Here is a 24,235-nt window from a genome sequence, read left to right on the forward strand (position 1 = left end):
CCCGGCCCGCCCCACCCGGGGGGCGGACCGGGTAGCCGGTCAGCCGAGGGTGGTGCGCTGGATCTCGACCGGGATGCTCGGCACGCCGTCACCGGAGCCGACGGACTCGCCGCCCTTGGCGACCTTGTCCAGCGTCGCGAGGCCCTCGGAGCCGATGGAGCCGAACACGGTGTAGCTCGGCGGCAGCTGGGCGTCGCCGTAGATCATGAAGAACTGGCTGCCGTTGGTGTCGGGGCCGGCGTTGGCCATCGCGAGCAGCCCGCGGCCGTAGGTGAGGCCGGGGAACACCTCGTCGGCGAAGGAGTAGCCCGGGCCGCCGCGCCCGCTGCCGCTCGGGTCACCGCACTGGAGCACCTGCAGGCCCGGGCTGGTCGTCAGCCGGTGGCAGGAGGTCCCGTCGAAGTAGCCCTGCTGTGCCAGGCTCTCGAAGCTCTTGACCGTGCACGGCGCCAGGCCGCGGTCCAGCGTCAGGTCGATCGGGCCCGCGCTGGTCTGCAGGTCCGCCGTGACCGTCCCCTGGGCCGGGGTGGAGCCCGCCGCCGGCGGGTTCACCGGCTTCGAGGCGGGCTCGGGGGACTTCGGGTAGGTGCAGTCCACCGACGCCGGCAGCGCCGTCGGGCGCGTGGGCAGCGGCACGGTCGGCCGACCGGCGGTGTCCGGGCCGTCCCCGGCGGGCGCCGGCGCCGCGGCGCTCTGCCCGGCGTCGTCGGAACCGCCCCAGGCCGAGGTCAGCGCGTACACCCCGACCGCGGCCAGCACCACGACCAGCACCGTCACGACGGCCGCGATCGTCGTGTTTCGCTTGCGCTGCTGCTGCCGCTGCGCCCGGTGGGCCTGCTGCGCCTCCAGCTTGCGCTTGGCCGCCTCCCGGCGCTGCTCGTTCGTCGCCACGTCCCGCCCAACTCCCTGACTTGATCACTCGTACGCGCGGTGAGGGTATCGGGGCGACCTGGGGAGAAAGCTGAGAGACACCGGTTCTAGGCTGGAGGACCCCCGACATGATCCCCGGAGAGGACGTGCAGCAACCGTGACCGCCACCGAGCCGCAGGTGGGCCGGGCCCGCAGGCCCGAGCCGTTCGCCGCGCCGAAGGGCATCCCCGAGTACCTCCCGCCGTCCTCGGCCGGGTTCGTGCACGTGCGGGACACCCTCGCCGCCGCCGCCGAGCGCGCCGGGTACGGCCACATCGAGCTGCCCGTGTTCGAGGACACCGGCCTCTACGCCCGCGGGGTGGGGGAGTCCACCGACGTCGTCTCCAAGGAGATGTACACCTTCGCCGACCGCGGCGACCGCTCGGTGACGCTGCGCCCCGAGGGCACCGCCGGCGTGGTCCGCTCGGTGATCGAGCACAACCTCGACAAGCAGGGCCTGCCGGTCAAGCTCCGCTACGCGGGCCCCTTCTTCCGCTACGAGCGACCCCAGGCCGGGCGTTACCGGCAGCTCCAGCAGGTCGGCGTCGAGGCGATCGGGGTGGACGACGCAGGCCTGGACGCCGAGGTCATCGCGATCGCCGACGAGGGCTTCAAGGCCCTCGGCCTGACCGGCTACCGGCTGGAGATCACCTCGCTCGGCGACGCCGAGTGCCGGCCGGCCTACCGGGAGCGGCTGCAGGAGTTCCTGGCCGGGCTCGACCTCGACGAGGCGACCCGGGCCCGGGCGGAGATCAACCCGCTGCGCGTGCTCGACGACAAGCGCCCCGAGGTCCGCGCCGCGATGGCCGACGCGCCGCTGCTGATGGACCACCTGTCCGACGCCGCCGCCGACCACCACGCCCGGGTGCTCGCCCACCTCGACGACCTCGGCGTCGCCTACACGCCGAACCCGCGCATGGTCCGCGGCCTGGACTACTACACCAAGACCACCTTCGAGTTCGTCCACGACGGCCTCGGCGCGCAGTCCGGCATCGGTGGTGGCGGCCGCTACGACGGCCTGATGGCGACCCTCGGCGGCCCCGAGCTGTCCGGCGTCGGGTTCGGCATCGGCGTCGACCGCACGCTGCTCGCCTGCCGCGCCGAGGGTGTGCAGCCCTGGTCGGACGCCCGCGTCGAGGTGTTCGGGGTGTCCCTCGGCGCCGCCGCGCAGCGCCGCCTGGTCGTGGTCGCCGCGCAGCTGCGGGCACGCGGCCTGCGGGTCGACCTGGCCTACGGCGGCCGGGGGCTCAAGGGCGCGATGAAGTCCGCCGACCGGTCCGGTGCGCGGTTCGCGCTGGTCCTGGGGGACCGGGACCTGGAGAACGGCACCGTCGGGCTGAAGGACCTCGTCTCCGGCGAGCAGCAGGACGTCCCGCTGGACGCGGTCACCGACGCCGTCGTGACCGCCCTGGCGGGCTGAGGCCGCGGTGGCGGCCTCGGACCGCGAACGCTGGGACGCCCGGCACACCGCCGCGGGGGCCGGGTCGCCGCTCCCGCCGGACGCGCTGCGCGGGCGCACGGACCTGCTCCCGTCCTCGGGCCGGGCGCTGGACGTGGCCTGCGGGCGCGGCGCGGTCGCGGTGTGGCTGGCGATGCGCGGGCTCGACGTCGTCGCCGTCGACGTGTCCCCGGCCGGGCTCGCCGCGGGCGCCGGGCTGGCCGCCGCCCACGACGTACGGGTGCGCTGGGTGGAGGCCGACCTCGACGCCGGCTTCCCCCGCGACGACGACCGCTACGACGTCGTCGTCTGCCAGCGGTTCCGCGACCCGGCGCTGTACCCGGCGCTGCGTGCCGCGCTCGCGCCGGGCGGGCTGCTGGTGGTCACGGTGCTGTCCGAGGTCGGCGACACGGGCGGCCCGTTCCGGGCGGTGCCCGGTGAGCTGACCGCCGCGTTCGCCGGCCTCGAGGTCCTCGCACACGGCGAGGGCGACGGCGAGGCGCACCTGGTCGCCCGCCTCCCCGCCTGATCAGCCGCCGTGCGTGGCCGCGCTGCGGTAGTCGGTGTAGGTGTAGGGGTTGTCGAGGACCTCGGTCTCGGGGATCTCGGGGTTCATCCCGGCCTGCCAGGCCGCCTCGCCCATCGTGGCGCGCAGGTGCTCGACGGTGGCGGTGACCGCGGTCCGCGCGGCGGCGAGGTCGACGTCGACCAGGCGCCCGTCGCGCTTCACCACGCGCCCGTCCACCAGCACGGTGTGCACGTCGCCGCGCTGGGCCTGGAACGCGACGTGACCGTGCGGGTTGAGCAGCGGGAACGACACCGGTGAGTGGTCGTTGCGCAGCAGCACCAGGTCGGCCTTCTTGCCGACCTCGACCGAGCCGAGGTCGGACTCGCGCCCGATCGCGCGGGCCCCGCCGCGGGTCGCCCACTCCACGACCTGCTCGGCCCGCAGCGACGAGTGGGTGACGGTGTCCCCGCGCGCGTGTGCCTCCAGGTGCTCGCGGGACCGGTCGGCGCCCAGCGTGGTGCGCATCGCCGAGAACAGGTCCGCGCTCCACCACATCGAGGTGTCCATCGACAGCGACACCGGGATCCCGTGCTCGCGCAGCGCCCAGGTGGGCGGGTAGCCCTGACCGGCGCTCTGCTCGCTCTCGGTGGACACCGACACCGAGCCGCCGGTCGCGGCGATCCGGTGGTAGGAGTCGGCGGACAGGGTCGCGGCGTGCACGTAGACGGTGTCCGGCCCGGCGAAGCCGTGCTCGTGCATGAGCCGGACGCCGTCGTCGTTGGTCGCGCCCCACACCCCGGCGTGCGTGGTGACGCCGACGCCGAGCTCGCGGGCCACCTCGAACGCGGGGCGCTCGGGGAACGCGGGGTCACCGGTGACGTCGAAGGCGAGCTGGAAGCCGAGCATGTCGTCGCCGGGGGTGATGCGCCGCGACACGAACTCGCGGAACCCGGGGTCGGCGGTCCAGTTCGCGGGGGCGTCGTGGATGTTGCCGTAGGCGAGCACGAACCGGCCCGCGGTGGCGGTCAGGGCGTCGACGGCGGCGTCGGCGTGCTGCGGGGTCTGCAGGCCGTGCGACCAGTCGACGGTGGTGGTCACGCCCGCGTCGAGGGCCTCCAGCGCGGCGAGCAGGTTCCCCGCGTGGATGTCCTCCGGGCGGAAGATCCTGCCCCACTCCAGGTAGTTCCAGACGAAGTACTGGGTGAGCGTCCAGTCGGCGCCGTACCCGCGCAGCGAGGTCTGCCACATGTGCCGGTGGGTGTCGACCATGCCCGGCATCACGATCCCGCCGGTCGCGTCGACCTCCTCGGTGCCCTCGGGCACCTCCAGGCCCACCCCGACCGCGGCGATCCGGTCACCGGTCACCAGGACGTCGTGGCCGGACAGGACCGTCCGGCCCGCGTCCACGGTCAGGACGGTCCCGTTGCGGAAGACGACGCTCATCGACGCACCCCTCGTTCTTGCGGACAAGCGTCCGCTGTGCGGACATCGCACGGACGGCGGTCACTGTCGCGCACCCTTCTTGTGCTGTCAACGGCCGGGTCGCTGGGGTGTCCGGCTACCGTGGGCCCATGGCACGCGACGGGACCGGCCCGGACTTCATCGAGGCGCTCGCCCGCGGTCTCGACGTGATCACCGCCTTCCGGCCCGGCCGGGCGGAGATGACCCTCGCCGACCTGGCCGGGGCGACCGGGCTCGCCCGGCCGACCGTGCGGCGGGTGCTGCTCACCCTCACCGAGCTCGGCTACGTCCGCTCCGGCGAGCGCGGCTACGCCCTCACCCCGCGGGTGCTGGACCTGGGCGTCGCCTACGTCCGTTCGACCGGGCTGTGGGACGTCGCCCGGCCGCACCTGGAGCGCCTCGTCGCGCGGACCCACGAGTCGTGCTCGATCGCCCAGCTCGACGGCAGTGACATCGTCTACGTCGCGCGGGTCGCGGTGCCCAAGATCGTCGCGCTGTCGGTGCAGATCGGGACGCGGTTCCCGGCCGCGTCGACGTCGCTGGGGAAGGTGCAGCTCGCCGCACTGGCCCCCGAGGAGCTGGAGCGGGTGCTGGCCGAGCCGTCGCGCTCCGGGCTGACCCCGCGGCACGCCCCGGCGCCCGCCGAGCGCGACGCCGAGCTGCGCGAGGTCCGAGCCCGCGGCTGGGCGCTGACCGACGAGCAGCTCGCCCCGGGCATCCGCTCGGTCGCCGCCCCGCTGCGCGACGGCGAGGGCCGGGTCGTCGCCGGGGTCAACGTCAACTGCCACGCCGCGGAGACCTCGCTGGAGACCCTGCTCGAACACCATCTGCCGCTGCTGCTGCAGGCCGCGGGCGACATCAGCGCCGACTTCGCCCGGCTCGCCTCCGCGCCGCACGTGACGGTGTCGGCCACGGCTTGACCGCCGCCCGCGCCCGGGGCCACGATCGTCTGGCGGACACTCGTCCGCACAGCGATCACTTCGGAGGGACCCCGATGGCGGAACCCGGAACCGGCGGGCCGCTCGACGGCGTACTCGTCGCCGACTTCTCCCGGATCCTGGCCGGGCCGTACGCGACGATGCTGCTGGCGGACATGGGCGCCGACGTCGTCAAGGTCGAGGGACCGGCGGGCGACGACACCCGCACCTGGACCCCGCCCGAGCGCGACGGCGAGGCCACCTACTACCTCGGCATCAACCGGGGGAAGCGGTCGATCGCGCTCGACCTGCGCGACCCCGGCGACCTCGCCGCGGCCCGCGAGCTCGCCCGCCGCGCCGACGTCGTCATCGAGAACCTGCGGCCCGGCGGGATGGCCCGCTTCGGGCTGGACCACGCCTCCGTCGCCGCCGACAACCCCGGTGTCGTCTACGCCTCGATCTCCGGGTTCGGCTCCGGTGCGGGCGCGCACGTCCCCGGCTACGACCTCATGGTGCAGGCGATGTCCGGGCTGATGAGCCTCACCGGCGACCCGGACGGGCCGCCGTACCGGGCCGGGATCTCGGTGTTCGACGTGATGGCGGGCAACCACGCCGCGATCGGCGTCCTCGCCGCGCTGCGCCACCGCGACCGCACCGGCGCCGGCCAGCACGTCGAGGTCAACCTGCTGTCCTCCGCGCTGACCGGCCTGGTCAACCACAGCTCCGCCTGGGTCGCCGGCGGGACGGTGCCCTACCGGATGGGCAACGCCCACCCGTCGGTCTTCCCCTACGAGCCGATGCCCACCGCCGACGACGACCTCATCGTCGCCGCCGGCAACGACGCCCAGTTCCGCAAGCTCTGCGGCGTGCTCGAGGTGCCCGGCCTCGCCGACGACCCCCGCTTCGCCCGCAACGCCGACCGCACGGTCAACCGGGAGGAGCTGCGCCCGCTGCTGGTCGAGCGGCTGGTGACCCGGGGGGCCGTCGAGTGGTTCGAGCTGCTCACCGCCGCCGGCGTGCCGGCCGGGCCGATCCAGACCATCGACGGCGGGTTCGCGATGGCCGAGCGCTTCGGGCTCGATCCCGTCGTCACGGTCGGGGAGGGGGACCGCGCGGTGCCCACCACCCGGCACCCGGTCCGGTTCTCCGCCACCCCGGCCGTCTACCGGCTCCCTCCGCCGCGGCTCGACGAGCACGGCGCCGACCTGCGGAAGTGGCTCGACTCATGACCTACCCCACCGCCCTGGGCGCCTCGTCGAAGGACGCCATCACCCTGCTCGGCCACGACCTCGCCGACGACGTCATGGGGAAGGTCGGGTTCGGCGAGCTCGCGTTCTGGCTCGCCACCCAGCGTCGCCCCACCCCCGGTGAGACCCGCGTGTTCGAGGCCGTCCTCGCCGCGCTGGCCGACCACGGGTTCACCCCGACCGCGATCGTCACCCGGCTCACCCACCTGTCCGCGCCGGACTCGGTGCAGGGCGCGCTCGCCGCCGGGCTGCTCGGGGGCGGATCGCGCTTCCTCGGCGTGACCGAGGACTGCGGCCGGTTCCTGCACGACCACCTGCCCGCCGAGCGCCCCACCACCGACGACGGCTGGGACGCCGTCGCCCTCGACGTCGTCACCGCGCAGCGGGCCGCGAAGCGGTTCGTGCCGGGCCTCGGCCACCACGTCCACAAGGACGGCGACCCCCGCACCCCACGACTGTTCACCATCGCCGCGCAGGAGGGGCTGACCGGCCCGCACCTGAGCCTGTTCGCCGCGATCGGCCGGGTGCACCCGCAGGTGCTGGGGCGGACGCTGCCGCTCAACGGCGCCGGCGTCTGCGGCGCCGCGCTGGCCGACCTCGGCCTGCCGCTGGAGCTGCTGCGCGGCTTCGCCCTGCTCGCCCGCACCGCGGGCCTGATCGGCCAGCTCGCCGAGGAGCTGCGCCATCCCGTCGCCAACGACATCTTCCTGTCCGTGGACCTGCACAACCGGTCCGTCGACCCCGACCCGTACCAGCCCGAGGGAGACCTGCGATGACGCAGCCCACCACCGTCACCGAGGACACGATCACCGACGCCGCCGTCGCGCGCTGGGCGACCGCGCACGACCCGCGCACCGCCGAGCTGATGACCGCCCTGGTGCGCCACCTGCACGACTTCGCCCGCGAGACCCGTCTCACCGAGGACGAGTGGATGGCTGCGGTGCGCTGGCTGACGGCCACCGGGCAGATCTCCGACGACAAGCGCGAGGAGTTCATCCTCGCCTCCGACGTGCTCGGGCTGTCCATGCTCGTCGTCCAGCAGAACCACCGGCTCGACCCGGCCGCCACCCCGGCGACGGTGCTGGGCCCGTTCCACATCGACGGATCCCCGGAGAAGGCCTCCGGCGAGGACATGTCCGACGGGCTGCCCGGCGACCCGCTGTTCGTGCACGGCAGCGTCCGCGCGCTCGACGGCACCCCGGTGACCGGCGCGGTCCTCGACGTCTGGCAGTCCGACGCCGACGGCACCTACGAGGCCCAGCTCGACGTCGACGAGGCCCGGCTGCGCGCGAAGTACACCACCGGCGACGACGGCGGCTACTGCCTGCGCACCATCGCCCCGCTCGGCTACGCCATCCCGATGGACGGCCCCGTCGGCGATCTCGTCTCGCGCACCGACATCAGCCCGATGCGGCCCGCGCACATCCACTTCCTGCTGGCCGTGCCCGGCTACGAGCCGCTGATCACCCACCTGTTCCGGGAAGGCACCGAGTTCCTCGACTCCGACGTCGTCTTCGGGGTCAGGCACGAGCTCGTCGTCGGCTTCACCCGCCGCGAGCCCGGCCCCACGCCGGACGGCGGGCACAGCGAGGTGCCCTGGTACGAGGCCCGCTACGACTTCGTGCTCCAGCCCGCCGGGTAGGTCGCCGGACCGGACTCAGCGCCGGCCGACGACGAGTGCGGCCAGCCCGGTCGTCACCGGGACGGCGGCGACCAGCCCGATGCTGCCCACCAGGGTCCGCACGATCTCGGTCGCCACGTCCTGGCTGGTGAGCACCTGGGTCACGCCGCCCGCCGCCACCGTGAACAGCAGCAGCAGCGGGAGCGCGGCGCCGGCGTAGGCCAGCACCAGGGTGTTCACCGCGGACGCGACGTGGTCGCGCCCGATCCGCATCCCGGCCGCGAACAGCTCGCGCACACCCAGCTCGGGGTTCGCCGCGCCCAGCTCCCACACCGCGGAGGCCTGGGTGACGGTGACGTCGTCGAGCGCCCCGAGCGCGCCGATCACCAGTCCGGCCAGCACCAGGCCGCGTGGGTCGATCGGTACCCCGGGGCCGAGCGTGCCGATCAGGGTGGCGGTGGTGTCGTCGAGCCCGGTGAGCCGCGAGGTGACGGTGAACAGGTAGCCCAGCACCCCGATCAGGGCGAGCGAGGCCAGGGTGCCGAGCACCGCGCACGAGGTCCGCGCGGTGAAGCCGTGGGTCAGGTACAGCACCACGAACATGATCAGGCAGGCGCCGGTGACGGCGACCGCGAGCGGGGAGCCGCCGGACAGGATCGCCGGCAGCACGAACCACAGGAGGATCACGAAGCTCAGCGCCAGGCTGACCAGTGCCGCGAACCCGCGCAGCCGCCCGAGCACCACGACGGCCAGTGCGAACGCCGCCGCCAGCCACCCCAGCGGAGCGCCGCGCTGGAAGTCCACGAGCTGGTAGGAGCCCGCGTCGTCGGGGTTCGCGCCCGACCAGGACAGCGTGACCGGGTCGCCCACCGCGAACCGCGGCGTCGACGGCTCGTTCGGCACCAGCTGCACCAGGTCCCGCCCGGCGCGCGGCCCGTCGGACAGGGCGACCGTCACCCCGGTGCAGCGACGGTCCCCGCCGCCGGGGGAGCAGTCCGCGACCTGCACCGCGGTGACGGTCCCGTGCACCTGCTGGGTGGGTGGGATCTCCGGGACCGGGGTCGCACCCGGCCACAGCAGGGCCACCCCGGCGAGCGTCGCGAGCACGCACGGCACGAGCAGCGCGACCAGCAGTCTGCGCACCCGTCGCCCGGCCGGGGACGCGGCGCCGTGGCCGTGGCCGTGGCCGTGTCCCTGCGCGTGTCCCTGCGCGTGTCCCTGCGCGTGTCCCCGGCCGGGGGCGGGCGGGGCCGCCGGGCCGGGTGTGGTGCCGAGGTCGGCCTGGCCGGGGCAGTCGCCCCAGCCGCCCGGGTGCCCGGGGTGGGGGATGGGACCGGTCTCGGCGCCGTCGGCGGGGTCCGCCGCCGCGCCGCGCGCCGGTGCGGGCCCGGGGCGGTCCTCCACGGGGGCCGGACGCCGCGGGGCCGGAGCGTGGCGGGCCCGGTGCCGCGCCGGTTCGCCACCCGGGAGCCGGTGCCCGCCCGAGGCGCCCGGGGGCCGGTCCTCGGCGCGCCGCCGCCCACCCGTCCGCGGGGCGGCGGGCCGCCCGCCGTCGGGGGCGGACGGGTCGCGCGGGACGGGCGGGGGCGGGGGCACGTCCGCATCCTTGCAAACGATCTTCGACCTGCGGGGTGCCGTTCGCCCGGACGCGACCGCCCGGCGACGACCGGTTGTCCGACGTTCGAACTTGTGTTCGACTGACTCGGTGCGATGGGACGGACAGCAGGTCGGGGCGGACGGTGTCGGGAACGCGACGGCGCTGCCGGGGATGCGGGGGTTGCTGCGCTCGGTGCGCACGCCGGGGTTCGCGGACACGGTGTTCCACGAGGTCGAGGCGCGCTCGGTGCTGAACCGGGTGCCGTCGTCGTCTCCGGTGCCGTTCGGCTGGACGGTCAACCCCTACCGCGGCTGCTCGCACGCGTGCACGTACTGCCTCGTCCCGGAGACCCCGGTACTCACCGCCGACGGCCGGTCGCGGCCGATCGGGGAGCTGTGCCCGGGCGACGAGGTGGTCGGCACCGTCACCGACGGCGGCGGTCGGCGCCGCTTCGTCCGCACCCCGGTGCTCGCGCGCTGGTCGACGCGGCGCCGCGCCCAGGAGGTGACCCTCGACGACGGCACGCGGCTCGTCACCTCCGCCGAGCACCGCTTCCTCACCACCTCCGGCTGGGCGCACGTGCGACCGGGGCGCTGCCGGGCCTCGGCGGACCGGCCGCACCTGAGCCCGGGGACGGCGCTGGTCGGGCCCGGTGCGGCCGCGGTCCCGGGCGGGGCCCGGCCCGACGGATACGCCGAGGGCTGGCTGTGCGGGCTGGTCCGGGCCGACGCGGTGCGCGGCCGGGTGCGGGCCGAGCCGTTCCCGACCGGCTGGGTCGAGCTGGAGGCGCTCGCCCGCGCCCACCACCTGCTGACCGCACGGCCGGCGCCCGTGGCCGCCGGGATGATCGCGGCGCCCGCCCCGTCGCCGGCCGCCTGGCCGCAGCGGCCCGCCCGCGGCTGGACGGCCGGGTTCGTCGGCGGGATCGTCGACGCCTGCGGTGAGGTCTCCGCCGGGGTGCTGCGGATCGTCCCCGGCGACGAGGAGCTCACCCGGGCCTGTGTCGACGCGCTGCGCCGGCTCGGGTTCCGCGTGGCCTCCGAGCCGTCGGCCCGGCCCGGGGTGCGGGCGCTGCGGGTGCTGGGCGGGGTCGCCGAGCAGCTGCGGCTGGTCGCGGTGACCGACCCGGCCGTGGCCCGGGTGCGCGACGTCGGTGGCGCCCGCGTCGAGGAGCCGCCGGGGGGAGCGCCGCGGGTCGTGGCGGTCCGCGACACCGGCACCCTCCGCCCGATGGTCGACATCACCACCGGCACGGGGGACTTCGTCGCCGCCGGGGTGGTCAGCCACAACTGCTTCGCCCGCAACACCCACACCTACCTCGACCTCGACGCGGGCGCGGACTTCGACTCCCAGATCGTGGTCAAGGTGAACGTGGCACGGGTGCTGGAGCGGGAGCTGGCCCGGCCGTCGTGGCGGCGCGAGCACGTCGCGATGGGTACCAACACCGACCCCTACCAGCGGGCGGAGGGCCGCTACCGGCTGATGCCCGGGGTGATCACCGCGCTGGCCCGCTCCGGCACGCCGTTCTCCATCCTGACCAAGGGCACCGTGCTGGGCCGGGACCTGCCGCAGCTCGCGGCCGCGAACGCCGACGTCCGCGTCGGCACCGGGGTGTCGATCGCGCTGCTGGACCGGGAGCTGCAGTCGCACCTGGAGCCGGGCACTCCCGGTCCGCGCGCCCGTCTCGACCTCGTCCGCCGGATCACCGACGCCGGCCTGCCCTGCGGGGTCATGGTGGCCCCGGTGCTGCCGTGGCTGACCGACTCCACCGAGGCCCTCGACGCCCTGCTGGCGGAGATCGCCGCCGCCGGGGCGAGCCGGGCCACGGTGCTCGCGCTGCACCTGCGTCCCGGGACCCGGGAGTGGTTCCTGGCCTGGCTGGGGCGCACCCACCCCGCGCTGCTGCCGCGCTACGAGCGGCTCTACCGCGGCGGGGCGTACGCCACCCGGGACTACCGCGGGGCCCTGGCCCGGCGGGTCGTCCCGCTGCTGGCCCGGCACGGCCTGGACCGGCCCGAGCCGAACCCGCGCGACCCGGGGTGGACCCGGCAGCCGGTCGCGTCGCCGCGGGCTGCGGAGCCCGGGGACGGGCAGCTGAGCCTGCTGTGAGAACCCGCCGGAAACCTGGTGGCAGACGGCCCGGGGGATGCCGATAGCCTTGACCGCCGTGATGCGAACCCACCCCGTCGGCACGCTGCGTGCCGAGAACGCCGGCCAGACCGTGACCCTCGCCGGATGGGTGGCCCGCCGCCGCGATCACGGCGGCGTGATCTTCATCGACCTGCGGGACCGCTCCGGATCGGCCCAGGTCGTGTTCCGCGAGGGCGAGATGGCCGAGCGGGCCCACCGGCTGCGCTCCGAGTTCTGCATCCAGGTCGTCGGCGAGGTCGTCCGCCGGCCCGCGGGCAACGAGAACTCCGACCTGCCGACCGGCGACATCGAGGTCACGGTCACCGAGCTGACCGTCCTGTCGGAGTCGGCGCCGCTGCCGTTCCCGATCGACGAGCACACCGGAGTCGGCGAGGAGATCCGGCTCTCCCACCGCTACCTCGACCTGCGTCGTTCCGGGCCCGCCGCGGCGATGAAGCTGCGCAGCGACGTGAACAAGGCCGCCCGCGACGTGCTGGCCGCGGAGGACTTCATCGAGGTCGAGACGCCGACCCTGACCCGGTCCACCCCCGAGGGTGCGCGCGACTTCGTCGTCCCGGCGCGGCTGCGCCCCGGTTCCTGGTACGCGCTGCCGCAGAGCCCGCAGCTGTTCAAGCAGCTGCTCATGGTCGGCGGGCTGGAGCGGTACTACCAGATCGCGCGCTGCTACCGCGACGAGGACTTCCGCGCCGACCGCCAGCCGGAGTTCACCCAGCTCGACATCGAGATGAGCTTCGTCGAGCAGGACGACGTCATCGCACTCGCCGAGAAGGTCCTCACCGCGCTGTGGCACCTCGTCGGGTACGAGATCGAGACCCCGATCCGCCGGATGCCCTACGCCGAGGCGATGGCCCGCTACGGCTCGGACAAGCCCGACCTGCGCTTCGACATCGAGCTCACCGAGCTCACGTCGTACTTCGCGGGCACCGGGTTCCGGGTCTTCCAGAACCCCTACGTCGGCGCCGTCGTCATGCCGGGCGGGGCGTCGCAGCCCCGCAAGGTGCTCGACGGCTGGCAGGAGTGGGCCAAGCAGCGCGGCGCCCGCGGCCTGGCCTACGTCCTGATCGGTGAGGACGGGCAGGTCGACGAGCGCGGCCCCGTGGTCAAGAACCTGTCCGAGGCCGAGCGGTCCGGCCTGGCCGAGGCCGTCGGCGCGAACCCCGGCGACTGCATCTTCTTCGCCGCCGGCAAGCCCACCGAGGCCCGCGCGCTGCTGGGCGCGGCCCGTGGCGAGATCGCCCGGCGGACCGGTGCGATCGACTCCTCGGCCTGGTCGTTCGTCTGGATCGTCGACGCGCCGCTGTTCGAGTCGGCCGCCGACACCGACGACGTCGCCGTCGGCGGCGGTGCGTGGACCGCGCTGCACCACGCGTTCACCTCCCCGACCCCGGAGTGGATCGACTCCTTCGAGAAGGACCCGGGCAACGCCCTGGCCTACGCCTACGACATCGTCTGCAACGGCAACGAGATCGGCGGCGGCTCGATCCGTATCCACTCGGCCGACGTGCAGAAGCGGGTCTTCGAGATCATGGGCCTGTCCGCGGAGGAGGCCCAGGAGAAGTTCGGCTTCCTGCTCGACGCCTTCTCGTTCGGCCCGCCGCCGCACGGCGGGATCGCGTTCGGCTGGGACCGGATCACCGCGCTGCTCGCCGGCGTCGACTCGATCCGCGAGGTCATCGCGTTCCCGAAGACCGGCGGCGGGTTCGATCCGCTGACCCAGGCACCCGCGCCGATCACCGCGGCCCAGCGCAAGGAGGCGGGCGTGGACGCGAAGCCCGAGCGCGCCCCGGAGAAGCCCGGCCCGGCCGCGTAGGTGCTGCACCTGCGGGTGGTCTGCCCACCCGGGCGGACGGTCGAGGTCCGCAGCGTCCTCGACGCCGAACCCGGGGTGGCCCACCTGGTGGTCCACCCCGGGGTGGCGGTGCACCCGGCCGGTGACCTGGTCGAGGCCGACGTCGCCCGGGAGTGTGCCGACGACCTGCTGGGCCGGCTCGCCGACCTCGGCGTCGACCACGACGGCGGCATCACCCTCGAACAGCTCGACACGGTGCTGTCCGACCGGGCCGACGCCGCCGAGGAGGCCGCGCCGGGGGACGGGGCCGACGCCGTCGTCTGGGACGAGCTGATCCAGCGCACCGGCGAGGAGTCGCGGCTGTCCGCGACGTTCCTGACCTTCCTCACCATCGCCTGCCTGCTCGCCGCCGTCGGTGCGGTCACCGACTCGCCGGTCACCGTGGTCGGGGCGATGGTGCTGGGCCCGGAGTTCGGCCCGATGGCGGCGATGGCGATCGGGCTGGTGCTGCGCCGCCGCGACCTGGTCTCGCGCGGTGCGCTCGCGCTCGCCGCCGGGTTCCCGCTGGCGATGGCCGTCACCGCCGTCGCGACCCTGGTGTTCGACCTGCTCGGCTGGCTGTCCTCCGCCGGGCTCGACGACCTCGAGCAGATGGACTTCATCTACGAGGTGGGGCCGTTCTCGCTGGTCGTCGCCGTGCTCGCCGGGGCGGCCGGGATGCTGTCGCTGACCTCGGCGCGCTCGTCGGCGCTGGTCGGGGTGTTCATCTCGGTGACGACCGTCCCGGCCGCCGCCTACGCCTCGGTCGCGGTGATCGAGGGACGCTGGAGCGAGGCGGCCCAGTCGGTGCTGCAGCTGGGGGTCAACCTGGTGGGCGCCATCGGTGCGGCGGCCGCGGTGCTGGTGCTCGCCCGTCGCGGATCGCGTCGTCGGGGCGCGGACCGCGCGCTCTCCGAAGGGTAGGGTCCCCTTCGATGACCGATCCGCAGTCGACTCCCGGCGCGGTCGCGGCGGTGGCCGGGGCCGCGCGGTTGCTGTCGCGGCGGGCGGGCTCGGAGGTCGAGCTGTTCGAGCCCGAGGACCTGGGCGGCAGCGGCCGCTCCGTCGTCGCCCGGGCCCGGATGGCGAAGAACCCGTTCTCCGACCGGCGCAGCGTCGTCGTGAAGCACTACGCGCCGCCCGAGGACGGCACGGACCTGGCGTCGGACCCGTTCCGCTACGAGGTCGCGTCCTGCCAGCTGTTCACCGCGCTGCCGAGCGACGTCCGGCCCAGCCCGGTGATCATCGCGCACGACCCGGTGCAGCGGCTGCTCGTACTGGAGGACCTCGGCCGCAGCCTGACCCTGGCCGACAAGCTGTTCGGCCCGGACCCCCAGGCCGCCCGGACCTGCCTGCTCGGGTGGGCCCGCGGCCTGGGGCGGATGCAGGCCGCGACCGCCGGTCGGGAGGGCGACTTCGGGGCGCTGCTGCGCCGGCTGGGGGAGAAGGCGCGCCGGGACCCGGTCGCCGACCAGGCCCGCGCCGCGCTGGCCGGTCTGCCGGAGCTGCTGGCCGGGATACTCGGCGTCGAGGTGCCGGAGATGGCGCTGTTCGAGGCCCAGGGCGGGGTGCGCCTGCTCGGCGGCACCGGGTTCCGCGCGTTCAGCCCGTCCGACACCTGCCCGGACAACAACCTGGTCACCAGCCGCGGGGTGCGGTTCGTCGACTTCGAGTGGGGCTGCTTCCGCGACGTCGTCCTCGACGCCGCCTACGTGCGGGTGCCGTTCCCCGGCTGCTCGTCGAGCTTCGCCCTGCCCGACGCCGTCGCCCACGCCATGCTCGACGCCTGGCGGGCCGAGGTCGCGCCGGTGTGGCCCGAGCTGGACGACCCCGAGCTGCTGGAGTCGCGCCTCGCCGACGCCCACGTGCTGTGGGTGTGGTGGTCGACCTGGCAGCTGCTGCCGCGGGTGCCCGAGCGCGACGGCCCGATCGGCCCCGACGCCGGCCGGTCCCCGCGGATCTCCACGGCGCTGCGGCACTACTGGCGGGGCCTCGGCGTCACCGCGGAGGCGACCGCCCGGCCCGGCACGGCCGCGCTGGCCGCGGCCGTGGTGACCGCGCTCGACACCCGTTTCCCGGACGCGTCGTCGACGCTGCCGCTGTTCCCCGCCTTCCGCGGCGGCGAGTGGTAGGGGCCCGCCCCGAGAGTTCCCACGGCGGTACGGGACCCGTCACCGGTTGCACACGGAAACGGTGGCTGCGGCGGTGATCGTGTCGGCGTGTCCCCGATGACCGTGCGCCCGTCCGTCGTCGATCCGGTCCTCCGCCCCGTCGCCGTACCGCACGTGACCGGCCGGCCCGTCCGGCACCTCGTCCTGCTGGGCGACTCCACCGCCGTCGGGCTGGGTGACCCCCTGCCCGGCGGTGGCTGGCGTGGGTTCGGCCCGCTGCTGCGCGACGCCCTCGACGATCCCGCCCACCCCGGCTCGGTCCGGCTGGACAACCACGCCCGGACCGGGGCGCGGATGGCCGACGCCCGGCACGGGCAGGTGCCCGCGGCCGCGGCGTCGGGGCCCGACGTCGTCGTGCTGTGCGCCGGGATGAACGACACCCTGCGCTCGGACTTCGACCCGGCCGCGATCCGGCGGGACTGCGCCGGGTCGCTGGAGCTGCTGCTGCGGGCCGGTGCGACCGTGCTGCTGCTCCGCTTCCACGACCACACCCGCGTCTGGCCGCTGCCGGGGCCGTTGCAGCGGGCGCTCGCCACCCGGATCGCCGCCCTGAACGGGGCCGTCGACGGAGCGGTGGCCGACGCCGTCGCCGCGACGGGACGGTCCGCCGTCGGGATCCTCGACCTCGACACCGCCGGCAGCTACGACCCGGCGGCGTGGAGCGTGGACCGGTTGCACCCGTCCGAGCTGGGGCACCGGTTGCTGGCGCGTGGTTTCGCCGCGCTGCTCGGCGCCGCAGGGTTCGTGGTGCCGGGGGAGATCGGGCTCGACGCCGCCGGCGGGCGGGAGGTGACGGCCTGGCAGCGGGGGGCGTGGCTGGTGGTGCAGGGGGTGCCGTGGCTCGTGCGGCGGTCCCGGGACCTCGGGCCGGTGATGGTGCGGGGGCTCGTGGAGGGGGCGCGGGTGCGGAAGGTGCCCGCCTGATCCCGCCGACCCGGTCGCAGTCGATCACTCCGGCGCGGGGCGTGCCCGCCGTGGTCGGGCCCGGCGCGGTCGACGGAGCCGGGGAACGGGCGTGGGGTGTGCGAGTTCCACCACCACGTCCGCGAACCACCCGGCCGGCACATCGCCCGGGTGCGGCCCGGTCACAGGCGTCGCAGGAAGTTCCCGATCCGCTCCACGGCCTGCTCCAGCTGCGGCAGCGCCGTCGCGTACGAGCAGCGGATGTGCCCCTCGCCGGAGGGCCCGAACACGCTGCCCGGGACGACCGCGACCGACTCCTCCCGCAGCAGCCGCTCGGCGAAGGTCTCCGAGTCCAGCCCGGAGGCGCGGATCGAGGGGAACGCGTAGAACGCGCCCGCCGGCTCCGGGCAGTCCAGCCCGGCCTCGCGCAGCCCCTTCACGAACACCCGGCGGCGACGGTCGTAGTCGGCCACCATCTCCGCGACGTCGCCCTCCGCGCTGGTCAGCGCCTCCACGGCGGCGATCTGAGAGATGTGCGGCGCGCACAGCATCGTGTACTGGTGCACCCGCAGGCACAGCTCCGCGATCGGCTCCGGCGCGGCGAGCCAGCCGACCCGCCACCCCGTCATCGCCTGGGCCTTGGAGAACCCGCCCAGGACCACCGTCCGCTCCCGGGCACCCGGGACCGCGCCCAGGCAGGTGTGGGCGCCGGTATAGGTGAGGCGGTCGTAGATCTCGTCGGAGAGCAGGTACAGGTCGTGCCGCTCGGCCAGCGCGACGAGCTCGCGCAGCACCTCGGGCGGCTGCACCGCGCCGGTCGGGTTGGCCGGGGAGCCGATCAGGATCGCCTTCGTCCGCGGCGTCACCGCGGCCTCGACCGCGGCGATGTCGATCGCGAACCCGTCCTCGGCGCGGGTCGGCACCCCGACCGGCACCCCACCGGCGAACGCCACGCACGGCTGGTAGGCGACGTAGCAGGGCTCCGGGACGATGACCTCCTCGCCCGGGTTCAGCAGCACCCGGAACGCCAGGTCCAGCCCCTCGGACACCCCGGTCGTCACCAGGCACTCGGTGGCGGGGTCGTAGTGGGCGTCGTAACGCGACGCCAGGTCCGCGCACACCAGCTCACGCAGCTTCGGCAGGCCCGCGTTCCCGGTGTAGGTGGTGTAGCCGCGCTCCAGGGCGTAGATCCCGGCCTCGCGGATGCGCCACGGCGTCACGAAGTCGGGCTCACCGACACCGAGGGAGATGACGTCGTCCATCTCGGCGGCGATGTCGAAGAACCGCCGGATCCCCGACGGCGGGATCGCCGAGATCGTCGCGTTGAGCGCCTTCACGGGGTCACCGGCAGCCGGTGGTCGGGCTCCGGCTCGGCGAAGGAGTCGCCGTCGCGCTTGTGCGTGGCCAGCACGAAGTGCGTGGCGGTCGAACGGACCCGGTCGATCGTGGACAGCTTCTGGGACACGAAGTCGCTGACCGCGCGGATGTCCGGGCCGACGACCGTGCAGCGCAGGTCGTGCCCACCGGAGACGAGGTAGCAGTCGCGGACCTCGTCGAAGCGGGAGATGCGGGCGGCGACGTCGTCGAACCCGACCCCGCGGGCCGGGGCGACCGACACGTCGATGAACGCCGTCACCTGCGCCCCGGCGCGGCCGGCGCCGGAGTGGCCGTTCCCGCCGTCCTCGTACCGGGCCCAGTCCACGACGGCCTTGTGCCTGCGGATCACCCCGGAGCGTTCCCACTCCGCGATCCGGGCGTCGACCTCGTCCCGGGGCAGACCCAGCATGGTGGCGACGGTGTCGTGGCTCAACGACGCGTCACGTTCGAGCAACTCGAGGATCTCGCGCACGGCGTGACCCTACGACGGCCGCCCGTCGCCGTGCCGCGGGCCGGGCGGGTCGGTGGTGGCCCGCCCCGTCCGACCGGTCAGGCCGCGTGCGGCAGCGGGGCCGCGGCGTCCGGAGCGACACCGCCGCGTGCCGGGTCGAGCAGCCCGCACTCGAGGTCGACGAGGTGGGTGCGCGTGCACGGACCGCACACGTACACCGTGCCGGCCGGGCCGTGGTGGCTGCTCCAGGCGAGTCCGCGGACGTCGGCGGGGGTGCGCGGACGGGAGCAGAGCGGGCAACTCGGGATCGTGTCCATGCCCCATGAGCGTGCACGGGGTCTGTTGCGGGCCGGTGACACCGCGCGTCCGCGGCGTTGCGATCCGGCGACGATCCGGGGTCGGAGTCGATCACGCTGCGTACGCGTCGGTCACGAATCGGGGGCGAGCCGGTGAATTCGGCACCGCCGTACCCCGCCCGCAACTAGGGTCCGCGCGCATGAGCAGCAACGAACCGCCGCGGGGCGAGGACCCGCAGGCCGGTCCCGGGGGAGCCGCGACGCCCGGTGGCGCCCAGGAGCCCGGGCAGGCGGCCGGGAGCGGGGACCAGCCGGGCACGCCGTACCCCGGCGGGCAGCAGGCCGGGCAGGACGACGCCACCGGCGCGCAGGAGCCGGGACAGCACGGCACCGCCGCCCCGTCCCAGCACGGCCAGCAGTACGGCCAGGACCCCGGGCAGCAGTACGGCCGGCCGTACGCGCAGGACCCCGGCCAGCAGTACGGCCCGCAGTACGGCCAGGCCCCGTACGGTCAGGCCCCGGGCCAGCAGTACCCCGGCCAGCCCTACGGGCAGCAGCAGTACCCCGGACAGCAGCAGTACCCCGGCGCAGGCCAGTACGGCCAGCAGCAGTACGGGGCCCAGTATCCCGGCCAGTACCCCGGGGCCGGGCAGCAGTACCCGGGCCAGTACCCGACCGGTCAGCAGTACGGCGGCCAGTACCCGCAGGGCGGCTACGGCCAGCCCGCCTACCCCTCCGGCGGCGCCCCGCCCAGCGGCACCTCACCGGACCCGCTGGTGCCGTTCTCCTTCGGCGACTGGTTCTCGAAGATCATCGGCGTGCTGCAGCGCAGCTGGAAGCCGCTGCTGATCATCAACCTGATCGTGCTGGTCCCGACCGCGGTCCTCAGCGGCATCAGCTACCTCCTCGACGGGGGTCCGCGGTCGTCGTTCGACCCCGTCGACCTCGACCTCAGCACGGGGTTCGTGGCGGGCCTCGGCCTGACCAGCCTGGTCCTGGCCGTCATCGCGATCGTGCTGTCCGCGCTCGGCTACGCGGCGTCGGTGTTCGTCGTCGTGCGCGACGCGGCCCAGCGCCCGTGGAGCCAGGACCAGGTCATCGCGTTCGCGAAGAACCGCGCGCTCCCGGTGATCGGCTGGTCGCTGCTGGCCGGGCTGCTGTTCGTCATCGGCTTCTTCCTGCTGGTCATCCCGGCCATCTACCTGGGCGTGGTGTTCACCGGCGCGCTGATCGGGGTCGTCGTGATCGAGCGGGCCGGGATCGGCCGCACGTTCACGCTGGTCAACCCCCGGTTCTTCCCCGTGTTCGGCCGGCTCGTGGTCTTCTTCCTGATCGCGATCGTGTACTCGCTGGTGACCTCGCTGGTCGTCGTCGCGCCGCTGACGTACCTCAGCCCCGTCCTGGGGCAGGTCGTGGGGACCCTGCTGCAGCTGCCCGTGCAGATCGCCGGCGTCGCCGCGATGATCGTCACCTACGCCGAGTGCCGCTTCCACGAGCACAACCCGGTGCACACCCCCGTCCTCGCCGACGAGATCGACCGCGCCTGAGCCGCCCGTCCCCCCGGGGCCGGTGTCCTGGCAGGCTGGATGCGATGAGCACCGACGGCCTGTTCGACATCGACCCCGGGGGCGACGAGGGCGACACCGGTGACGGCGACGCCGTCCGCCCCGACGCGCCGCTCGCCGCGCGGATGCGCCCGCGCACCCTCGACGAGGTCGTCGGCCAGGCCGACCTGCTCACACCCGGTGCGCCGCTGCGCCGACTGCTCGACGGCGGGGCCGCGGCGTCGGTGCTGCTCTACGGCCCGCCCGGCACCGGCAAGACCACCCTCGCCCGGCTGATGGCCGGCGCCGGGGGAGCGGAGCGGCACTTCGTCGCCCTGTCGGCGCTCTCGGCCGGGGTGAAGGAGCTGCGGGCCGTCATCTCCGAGGCCCGCCGGCGTCGCGACCTCAGCGGCACCACCACGGTGCTGTTCATCGACGAGGTGCACCGCTTCTCCCGCACCCAGCAGGACGCCCTGCTCGGAGCGGTCGAGGACCGGCTCGTCCTGCTCGTCGCCGCGACCACCGAGAACCCGTCGTTCTCGGTCGTGTCCCCGCTGCTGTCCCGCTCCCTGGTGCTGCAGCTGCAGTCCCTCGGGGAGGACGACGTGCGCACCCTGCTCCGGCGCGCCGTCACCTCCGAGCGGGGCCTGAACGCGGCCGTCCAGCTCGCCGAGGACGGCGAACAGGCACTGGTCCGGCTCTCCGCGGGCGACGGTCGCCGCGCGCTCACCGCGCTGGAGGCGGCCGCCGACGGTGTCCTCGGCGCCGGCGGCGACCCGGTGATCGACCTCGCCGCCGTCGAGCGCGCCGTCACCGAGGTCGCCGTGCGCTACGACCGCGCGGGCGACCAGCACTACGACGTCATCAGCGCGTTCATCAAGTCCATCCGCGGCTCCGACCCCGACGCCGCCCTGCACTACCTGGCCCGGATGCTCGTCGCGGGGGAGGACGCCCGGTTCATCGCGCGCCGGCTGATGATCCACGCCTCGGAGGACGTCGGGCTGGCCGACCCGACCGCGCTGCCCGCCGCGACGGCGGCCGCCCAGGTCGTGCAACTCGTCGGGATGCCGGAGGCGCGGATCGCGCTCGCCCAGGTCACCGTGCACCTGGCGACCGCACCCAAGTCGAACGCCGTGATCACCGCGATCGACGCCGCGATGGCCGACGTCCGCTCCGGCAGGGTCGGCGGGGTGCCCCCGCACCTGCGCGACGGCCACTACGCCGGCGCGCAGAAGCTCGGCAACGCCGTCGGCTACCGCTACCCGCACGACGACCCGGACGGGGTCCTGCGCCAGCAGTACCCGCCCGACGACGTCGTCGGCGTCGACTACTACGCGCCGTCCGGGCGCGGGCACGAACGCGTCCTCGCCGAGCGCCTGCCCAAGCTGCGCCGCGTCGTACGCGGCACCCGGGACTGAGCCGGCGCGCTCAGCCGGTGGTCAGGGTCAGCCCGAGCGCCCCGGTCGCGGTGCGGATCGGGGTGAAGTAGCTGGTGCAGTTGCCTTCGCCGCCCGCACCGGTGTGCACGCCCTGGGCCTGCCCGGACGAGGTGATGTAGGGGGCGCCGGAGTCGCCCTCCTGGGCGCACGCCGCCACCGAGGTCAGCCCGGACTGGCTCTGGCCCTCGAAGTTCACCGTCATGTCGGTGCGCTGGACCGTGCCGCAGGACCGCCCGCTGGTGGACCCGTACAGGCAGACCGTGGAGCCCACCGGCGCCGGACGGCTCCCGGCCACCCGGATCCCCGACACGGTCGCCGACACGCTGCCCGACTCGACCGCGATCGCGCCGACGTCCACCCCGCGGCCCGCGGTCTCGACCTCGGAGCCGATCGTCGAACCGTCGGTGGCGTACCAGGACGACGAGCCCCGGGTGCAGTGCCCGGCGGTGATCAGCCAGTCGCTGCTGCCGTCGGAGGCGGCGAACCCGGCCGTGCAGCGGCGGGTCCCGTCGGTGATGGTGTCGCCCCCACCGACCGCGGCCTGCCGGTGCGCCGGCGCCGCCACCCGCTCCACCCGCACCGCGGACGGGTCGAGACCGCCGGTCAGGTCCGCGGCCAGCGCGTCGGCGCCCGGCCCGTCGACGACGCTCACGACGACCTGCTCGGTGCGGGGGTCGACACCGTAGGAGTCCAGACCGGCGGGCATCCCCGTCGCGGTGCGCCCGGCCAGCGCCGAGAGCACCGCGGCCGGGTCGCGGCGCGGCTCGTCGCGCACCACCGGCGTCGCGCCGAGCGCGGTGACCAGCGGGGCGGCCGCGGCGTCCCAGGTGCCCACCATCAGCCGCCCGTCGGCCAGCCACGTCCCGGCCAGCGCGGGCCCGAGGGCCTCGGTCACCGCGGGCACCAGCGCCGCGGCCGCGTCCTCGCCGACCGTGACCGGGGGGAGCGCCGGGGCCGCGGTCGCCGGCACGGCCACCCCCACACCGATCGCGACGGTGCCGAGAGCGGCGAGCAGGAGGCGGTGCGGGCGACGCAGAGACACGAGCGGTCCTTCGGGCGAGCGGAGCGTGACACCCGGCCCAACGACGCCGCTCCGCCCGGGTCACGGCCCGCAGGCGGAGGACACCCCTCCGACAGGGGTGGACGCCCGCCCGAGCCCGAGGTTGCCCCCATCAGGACCAAAGTCCCTACTGTCCGTCCACGTATACCGCAAATTGTGCATGTTGATTGACCCCGAAAGGGTGCACCGGAAGGGTTGATCGCAGGCCGGGGCGCGGCCGAGCGGACCTGCCGGCAGCGCCGACCACCACCGGCGGAGGACAGCGCGACAGTCGCACCGCCCGACCTCTCCTGGGTCGGACGGGCGGTGCCGGCGCCTGACGCGGCCCCCGGGTCGCGACCGAGGAGAGCTGGGCAGATGCACGACGGACCCGTGGCCATCGCGACCGCACCCGAGGACGCCGCCGAGGAGGTCGACTCCCGGCAGGCGGCGGACCTCCTCCCGCCGGAGATGCTGGCCGCGGCCGTCGCCGGCGACGAGCGCGCGGTCGCGCTGCTCCTGGCGAAGGTGCACCCGCAGGTGGAGCGCTTCTGCCGGGCCAGGCTGGGCCGGCGCGAGACGATCCTCGGCTCGGCCGACGACGTTGCGCAGGACGTCTGCATGGCCGTGCTCTCCGTGCTCCCGGACTACCGGCCGTCGGGGATGTCGTTCCGGGCGTTCGTGTTCGGCATCGCCCGGCACAAGATCGCCGACGCGTTCCGGGCGATGGCCCGCAACCGCTGCGACGCCGTCGAGGAGCTCCCCGAGCGGCTCAGCCGCGAGGACGACCCGGAGCAGGTCGTGCTCGACGCCGAGCGCAACGACCGCCTGTCCGATCTCATGGGCCTGCTCGGCCCGCGCCAGGTCGAGATCCTCACGCTGCGCATCGCGGTCGGGCTGACCGCGGAGGAGACCGCCGACGCGCTCGGCTCCACCCCCGGTGCGGTCCGCGTCGCCCAGCACCGCGCGCTGCAGCGGCTGCGCCGCGAGCTCGAGGAGCGCGCGTCCCGCCGGGCCGGCGTCCGGGTCGTCGCCGTCCCCGCCCCGCGGACCCCCGTCCGCACCCCCCGCGTCCTCGTCCCCGCGCCGCGGACCCCCCTCGACGCCCCGCTGCCGGTCGCGGTCTGACCGGAGCGAGACGGCGGACCCGCCGGCCCTCCGGTCGACCCCCCGGACCGGGAGCACGGCGGGACCCGCAGACGGCCGGTGCCGGTGCGCTCGGGCGCGCACCGGCACCGGCCGTTCCCTCCTCCGGGTGCCGGTAACCTGGTACGACCGGCCTCCCGCGGCGTCCCCACGCCGCGCGGCCTACGGTGTGGCGCGGGCGCAGGGCGCCCG

Annotated in this window: 21 protein-coding genes; 14 read left to right on the forward strand and 7 right to left on the reverse strand. The window is 75.1% G+C overall.

Annotated elements, in window-relative coordinates; genetic code table 11:
* Window positions 1-39: 39 nt before the first annotated feature.
* Window positions 40-891, reverse strand: coding sequence for a peptidylprolyl isomerase (locus tag ND486_RS00980; RefSeq protein WP_208823689.1), 852 nt, complete (start codon window positions 889-891; stop codon window positions 40-42).
* A 136-nt stretch (window positions 892-1,027) separates the two neighbouring features.
* On the opposite strand from ND486_RS00980, the gene hisS reads away from it, so the two are divergent.
* Together hisS and ND486_RS00990 are read left to right on the forward strand one after the other, a co-directional pair.
* On the forward strand, window positions 1,028-2,329 hold the full coding sequence (gene hisS, locus ND486_RS00985) for a histidine--tRNA ligase (RefSeq protein WP_174565858.1): 1,302 nt from the start codon (window positions 1,028-1,030) through the stop codon (window positions 2,327-2,329).
* 7 nt (window positions 2,330-2,336) lie between these two features.
* Window positions 2,337-2,876 (forward strand): class I SAM-dependent methyltransferase, encoded by a 540-nt coding sequence (locus ND486_RS00990; RefSeq protein ID WP_251782355.1) that lies wholly within the window; start codon window positions 2,337-2,339, stop codon window positions 2,874-2,876.
* On the opposite strand, the gene ND486_RS00995 is transcribed toward ND486_RS00990, so the two are convergent.
* Window positions 2,877-4,298: an amidohydrolase family protein gene (locus ND486_RS00995; protein ID WP_251782356.1), complete on the reverse strand. Its 1,422-nt coding sequence runs from the start codon at window positions 4,296-4,298 to the stop codon at window positions 2,877-2,879.
* 128 nt (window positions 4,299-4,426) lie between these two features.
* Here ND486_RS00995 and ND486_RS01000 point away from each other — a divergent pair, with 128 nt between their 5' ends.
* The 4 genes from ND486_RS01000 (at window position 4,427) to ND486_RS01015 (ending at window position 8,122) form a co-directional block, all read left to right on the forward strand.
* The gene (locus ND486_RS01000) at window positions 4,427-5,236 is read left to right on the forward strand and encodes an IclR family transcriptional regulator C-terminal domain-containing protein (protein WP_251782357.1); all 810 of its coding nucleotides are present in this window, start codon (window positions 4,427-4,429) and stop codon (window positions 5,234-5,236) included.
* Window positions 5,237-5,310: 74 nt separating this feature from the next.
* A complete protein-coding gene (locus ND486_RS01005; protein ID WP_251782358.1) occupies window positions 5,311-6,462 on the forward strand; it encodes a CaiB/BaiF CoA-transferase family protein in 1,152 nt (383 codons plus the stop codon).
* A complete protein-coding gene (locus ND486_RS01010; RefSeq protein ID WP_251782359.1) occupies window positions 6,459-7,256 on the forward strand; it encodes a citryl-CoA lyase in 798 nt (265 codons plus the stop codon). The genes ND486_RS01005 and ND486_RS01010 overlap by 4 nt, the downstream gene beginning before the upstream one ends.
* Window positions 7,253-8,122 (forward strand): dioxygenase, encoded by an 870-nt coding sequence (locus ND486_RS01015; RefSeq protein WP_251782360.1) that lies wholly within the window; start codon window positions 7,253-7,255, stop codon window positions 8,120-8,122. Before ND486_RS01010 ends, ND486_RS01015 begins: the two co-directional genes overlap by 4 nt.
* A gap of 15 nt (window positions 8,123-8,137) precedes the next feature.
* On the opposite strand, the gene ND486_RS01020 is transcribed toward ND486_RS01015, so the two are convergent.
* Window positions 8,138-9,697, reverse strand: a complete 1,560-nt coding sequence (locus tag ND486_RS01020) for a YibE/F family protein (protein WP_251782361.1) — start codon at window positions 9,695-9,697, stop codon at window positions 8,138-8,140.
* Between the two features lie 109 nt (window positions 9,698-9,806).
* Between ND486_RS01020 and ND486_RS01025 the strand changes: the two genes are divergently transcribed.
* From ND486_RS01025 to ND486_RS01045, 5 genes are all read left to right on the forward strand, one after another.
* Window positions 9,807-11,807, forward strand: a complete 2,001-nt coding sequence (locus ND486_RS01025) for an intein-containing Rv2578c family radical SAM protein (protein ID WP_251782362.1) — start codon at window positions 9,807-9,809, stop codon at window positions 11,805-11,807.
* Window positions 11,808-11,865: 58 nt separating this feature from the next.
* Window positions 11,866-13,659 (forward strand): aspartate--tRNA ligase, encoded by a 1,794-nt coding sequence (gene aspS, locus ND486_RS01030; RefSeq protein WP_251782363.1) that lies wholly within the window; start codon window positions 11,866-11,868, stop codon window positions 13,657-13,659.
* The gene (locus tag ND486_RS01035; RefSeq protein WP_208826595.1) at window positions 13,660-14,601 is read left to right on the forward strand and encodes a DUF389 domain-containing protein; all 942 of its coding nucleotides are present in this window, start codon (window positions 13,660-13,662) and stop codon (window positions 14,599-14,601) included.
* 11 nt (window positions 14,602-14,612) lie between these two features.
* A complete protein-coding gene (locus ND486_RS01040) occupies window positions 14,613-15,809 on the forward strand; it encodes a hypothetical protein (RefSeq protein WP_251782364.1) in 1,197 nt (398 codons plus the stop codon).
* 96 nt (window positions 15,810-15,905) lie between these two features.
* On the forward strand, window positions 15,906-16,772 hold the full coding sequence (locus tag ND486_RS01045) for an SGNH/GDSL hydrolase family protein (protein WP_251782969.1): 867 nt from the start codon (window positions 15,906-15,908) through the stop codon (window positions 16,770-16,772).
* A 161-nt stretch (window positions 16,773-16,933) separates the two neighbouring features.
* Here ND486_RS01045 and ND486_RS01050 read toward each other — a convergent pair whose 3' ends face one another.
* The 3 genes from ND486_RS01050 to ND486_RS01060 all read right to left on the reverse strand — a co-directional run bounded on the left by ND486_RS01050 (window position 16,934) and on the right by ND486_RS01060 (window position 18,896).
* Window positions 16,934-18,088 carry an aminotransferase class I/II-fold pyridoxal phosphate-dependent enzyme gene (locus ND486_RS01050; protein ID WP_100877600.1) on the reverse strand — a complete coding sequence of 385 codons (1,155 nt, stop codon included), beginning with the start codon at window positions 18,086-18,088 and terminating at the stop codon, window positions 16,934-16,936.
* Complete coding sequence (locus ND486_RS01055; RefSeq protein ID WP_073574671.1) at window positions 18,085-18,600, reverse strand: Lrp/AsnC family transcriptional regulator; 516 nt, start codon at window positions 18,598-18,600, stop codon at window positions 18,085-18,087. Before ND486_RS01055 ends, ND486_RS01050 begins: the two co-directional genes overlap by 4 nt.
* 77 nt (window positions 18,601-18,677) lie before the next feature.
* On the reverse strand, window positions 18,678-18,896 hold the full coding sequence (locus tag ND486_RS01060) for a hypothetical protein (RefSeq protein ID WP_062395679.1): 219 nt from the start codon (window positions 18,894-18,896) through the stop codon (window positions 18,678-18,680).
* Between the two features lie 179 nt (window positions 18,897-19,075).
* On the opposite strand from ND486_RS01060, the gene ND486_RS01065 reads away from it, so the two are divergent.
* Complete coding sequence (locus ND486_RS01065; RefSeq protein WP_251782365.1) at window positions 19,076-20,422, forward strand: hypothetical protein; 1,347 nt, start codon at window positions 19,076-19,078, stop codon at window positions 20,420-20,422.
* Window positions 20,423-20,466: 44 nt separating this feature from the next.
* Complete coding sequence (locus tag ND486_RS01070) at window positions 20,467-21,837, forward strand: replication-associated recombination protein A (protein WP_251782366.1); 1,371 nt, start codon at window positions 20,467-20,469, stop codon at window positions 21,835-21,837.
* A gap of 10 nt (window positions 21,838-21,847) precedes the next feature.
* Here ND486_RS01070 and ND486_RS01075 read toward each other — a convergent pair whose 3' ends face one another.
* Window positions 21,848-22,900 carry a S1 family peptidase gene (locus tag ND486_RS01075; RefSeq protein WP_251782367.1) on the reverse strand — a complete coding sequence of 351 codons (1,053 nt, stop codon included), beginning with the start codon at window positions 22,898-22,900 and terminating at the stop codon, window positions 21,848-21,850.
* A gap of 375 nt (window positions 22,901-23,275) precedes the next feature.
* On the opposite strand from ND486_RS01075, the gene shbA reads away from it, so the two are divergent.
* Entirely contained in the window at window positions 23,276-24,025 is a 750-nt protein-coding gene (gene shbA / locus ND486_RS01080) for an RNA polymerase sigma factor ShbA (protein WP_308215784.1), read from the forward strand.
* Window positions 24,026-24,235: the final 210 nt, after the last annotated feature.

The sequence above is a fragment of the Pseudonocardia sp. DR1-2 genome (assembly GCF_023717215.1).
GTDB lineage: Bacteria > Actinomycetota > Actinomycetes > Mycobacteriales > Pseudonocardiaceae > Pseudonocardia > Pseudonocardia alni.

What these genes read in the sequence shown, in the direction of transcription:
- ND486_RS00995 (WP_251782356.1), bottom strand. Translation starts at nt 4,298, where the DNA reads ATGAGCGTCGTCTTCCGCAACGGGACCGTCCTGACCGTGGACGCGGGC.
- ND486_RS01040 (WP_251782364.1), top strand. Translation starts at nt 14,613, where the DNA reads ATGACCGATCCGCAGTCGACTCCCGGCGCGGTCGCGGCGGTGGCCGGG.
- ND486_RS01010 (WP_251782359.1), top strand. Translation starts at nt 6,459, where the DNA reads ATGACCTACCCCACCGCCCTGGGCGCCTCGTCGAAGGACGCCATCACC.
- ND486_RS01045 (WP_251782969.1), top strand. Translation starts at nt 15,906, where the DNA reads ATGACCGTGCGCCCGTCCGTCGTCGATCCGGTCCTCCGCCCCGTCGCC.
- ND486_RS01065 (WP_251782365.1), top strand. Translation starts at nt 19,076, where the DNA reads ATGAGCAGCAACGAACCGCCGCGGGGCGAGGACCCGCAGGCCGGTCCC.
- ND486_RS01060 (WP_062395679.1), bottom strand. Translation starts at nt 18,896, where the DNA reads ATGGACACGATCCCGAGTTGCCCGCTCTGCTCCCGTCCGCGCACCCCC.
- ND486_RS01000 (WP_251782357.1), top strand. Translation starts at nt 4,427, where the DNA reads ATGGCACGCGACGGGACCGGCCCGGACTTCATCGAGGCGCTCGCCCGC.
- ND486_RS01015 (WP_251782360.1), top strand. Translation starts at nt 7,253, where the DNA reads ATGACGCAGCCCACCACCGTCACCGAGGACACGATCACCGACGCCGCC.
- shbA (WP_308215784.1), top strand. Translation starts at nt 23,276, where the DNA reads ATGCACGACGGACCCGTGGCCATCGCGACCGCACCCGAGGACGCCGCC.
- ND486_RS01070 (WP_251782366.1), top strand. Translation starts at nt 20,467, where the DNA reads ATGAGCACCGACGGCCTGTTCGACATCGACCCCGGGGGCGACGAGGGC.
- ND486_RS01005 (WP_251782358.1), top strand. Translation starts at nt 5,311, where the DNA reads ATGGCGGAACCCGGAACCGGCGGGCCGCTCGACGGCGTACTCGTCGCC.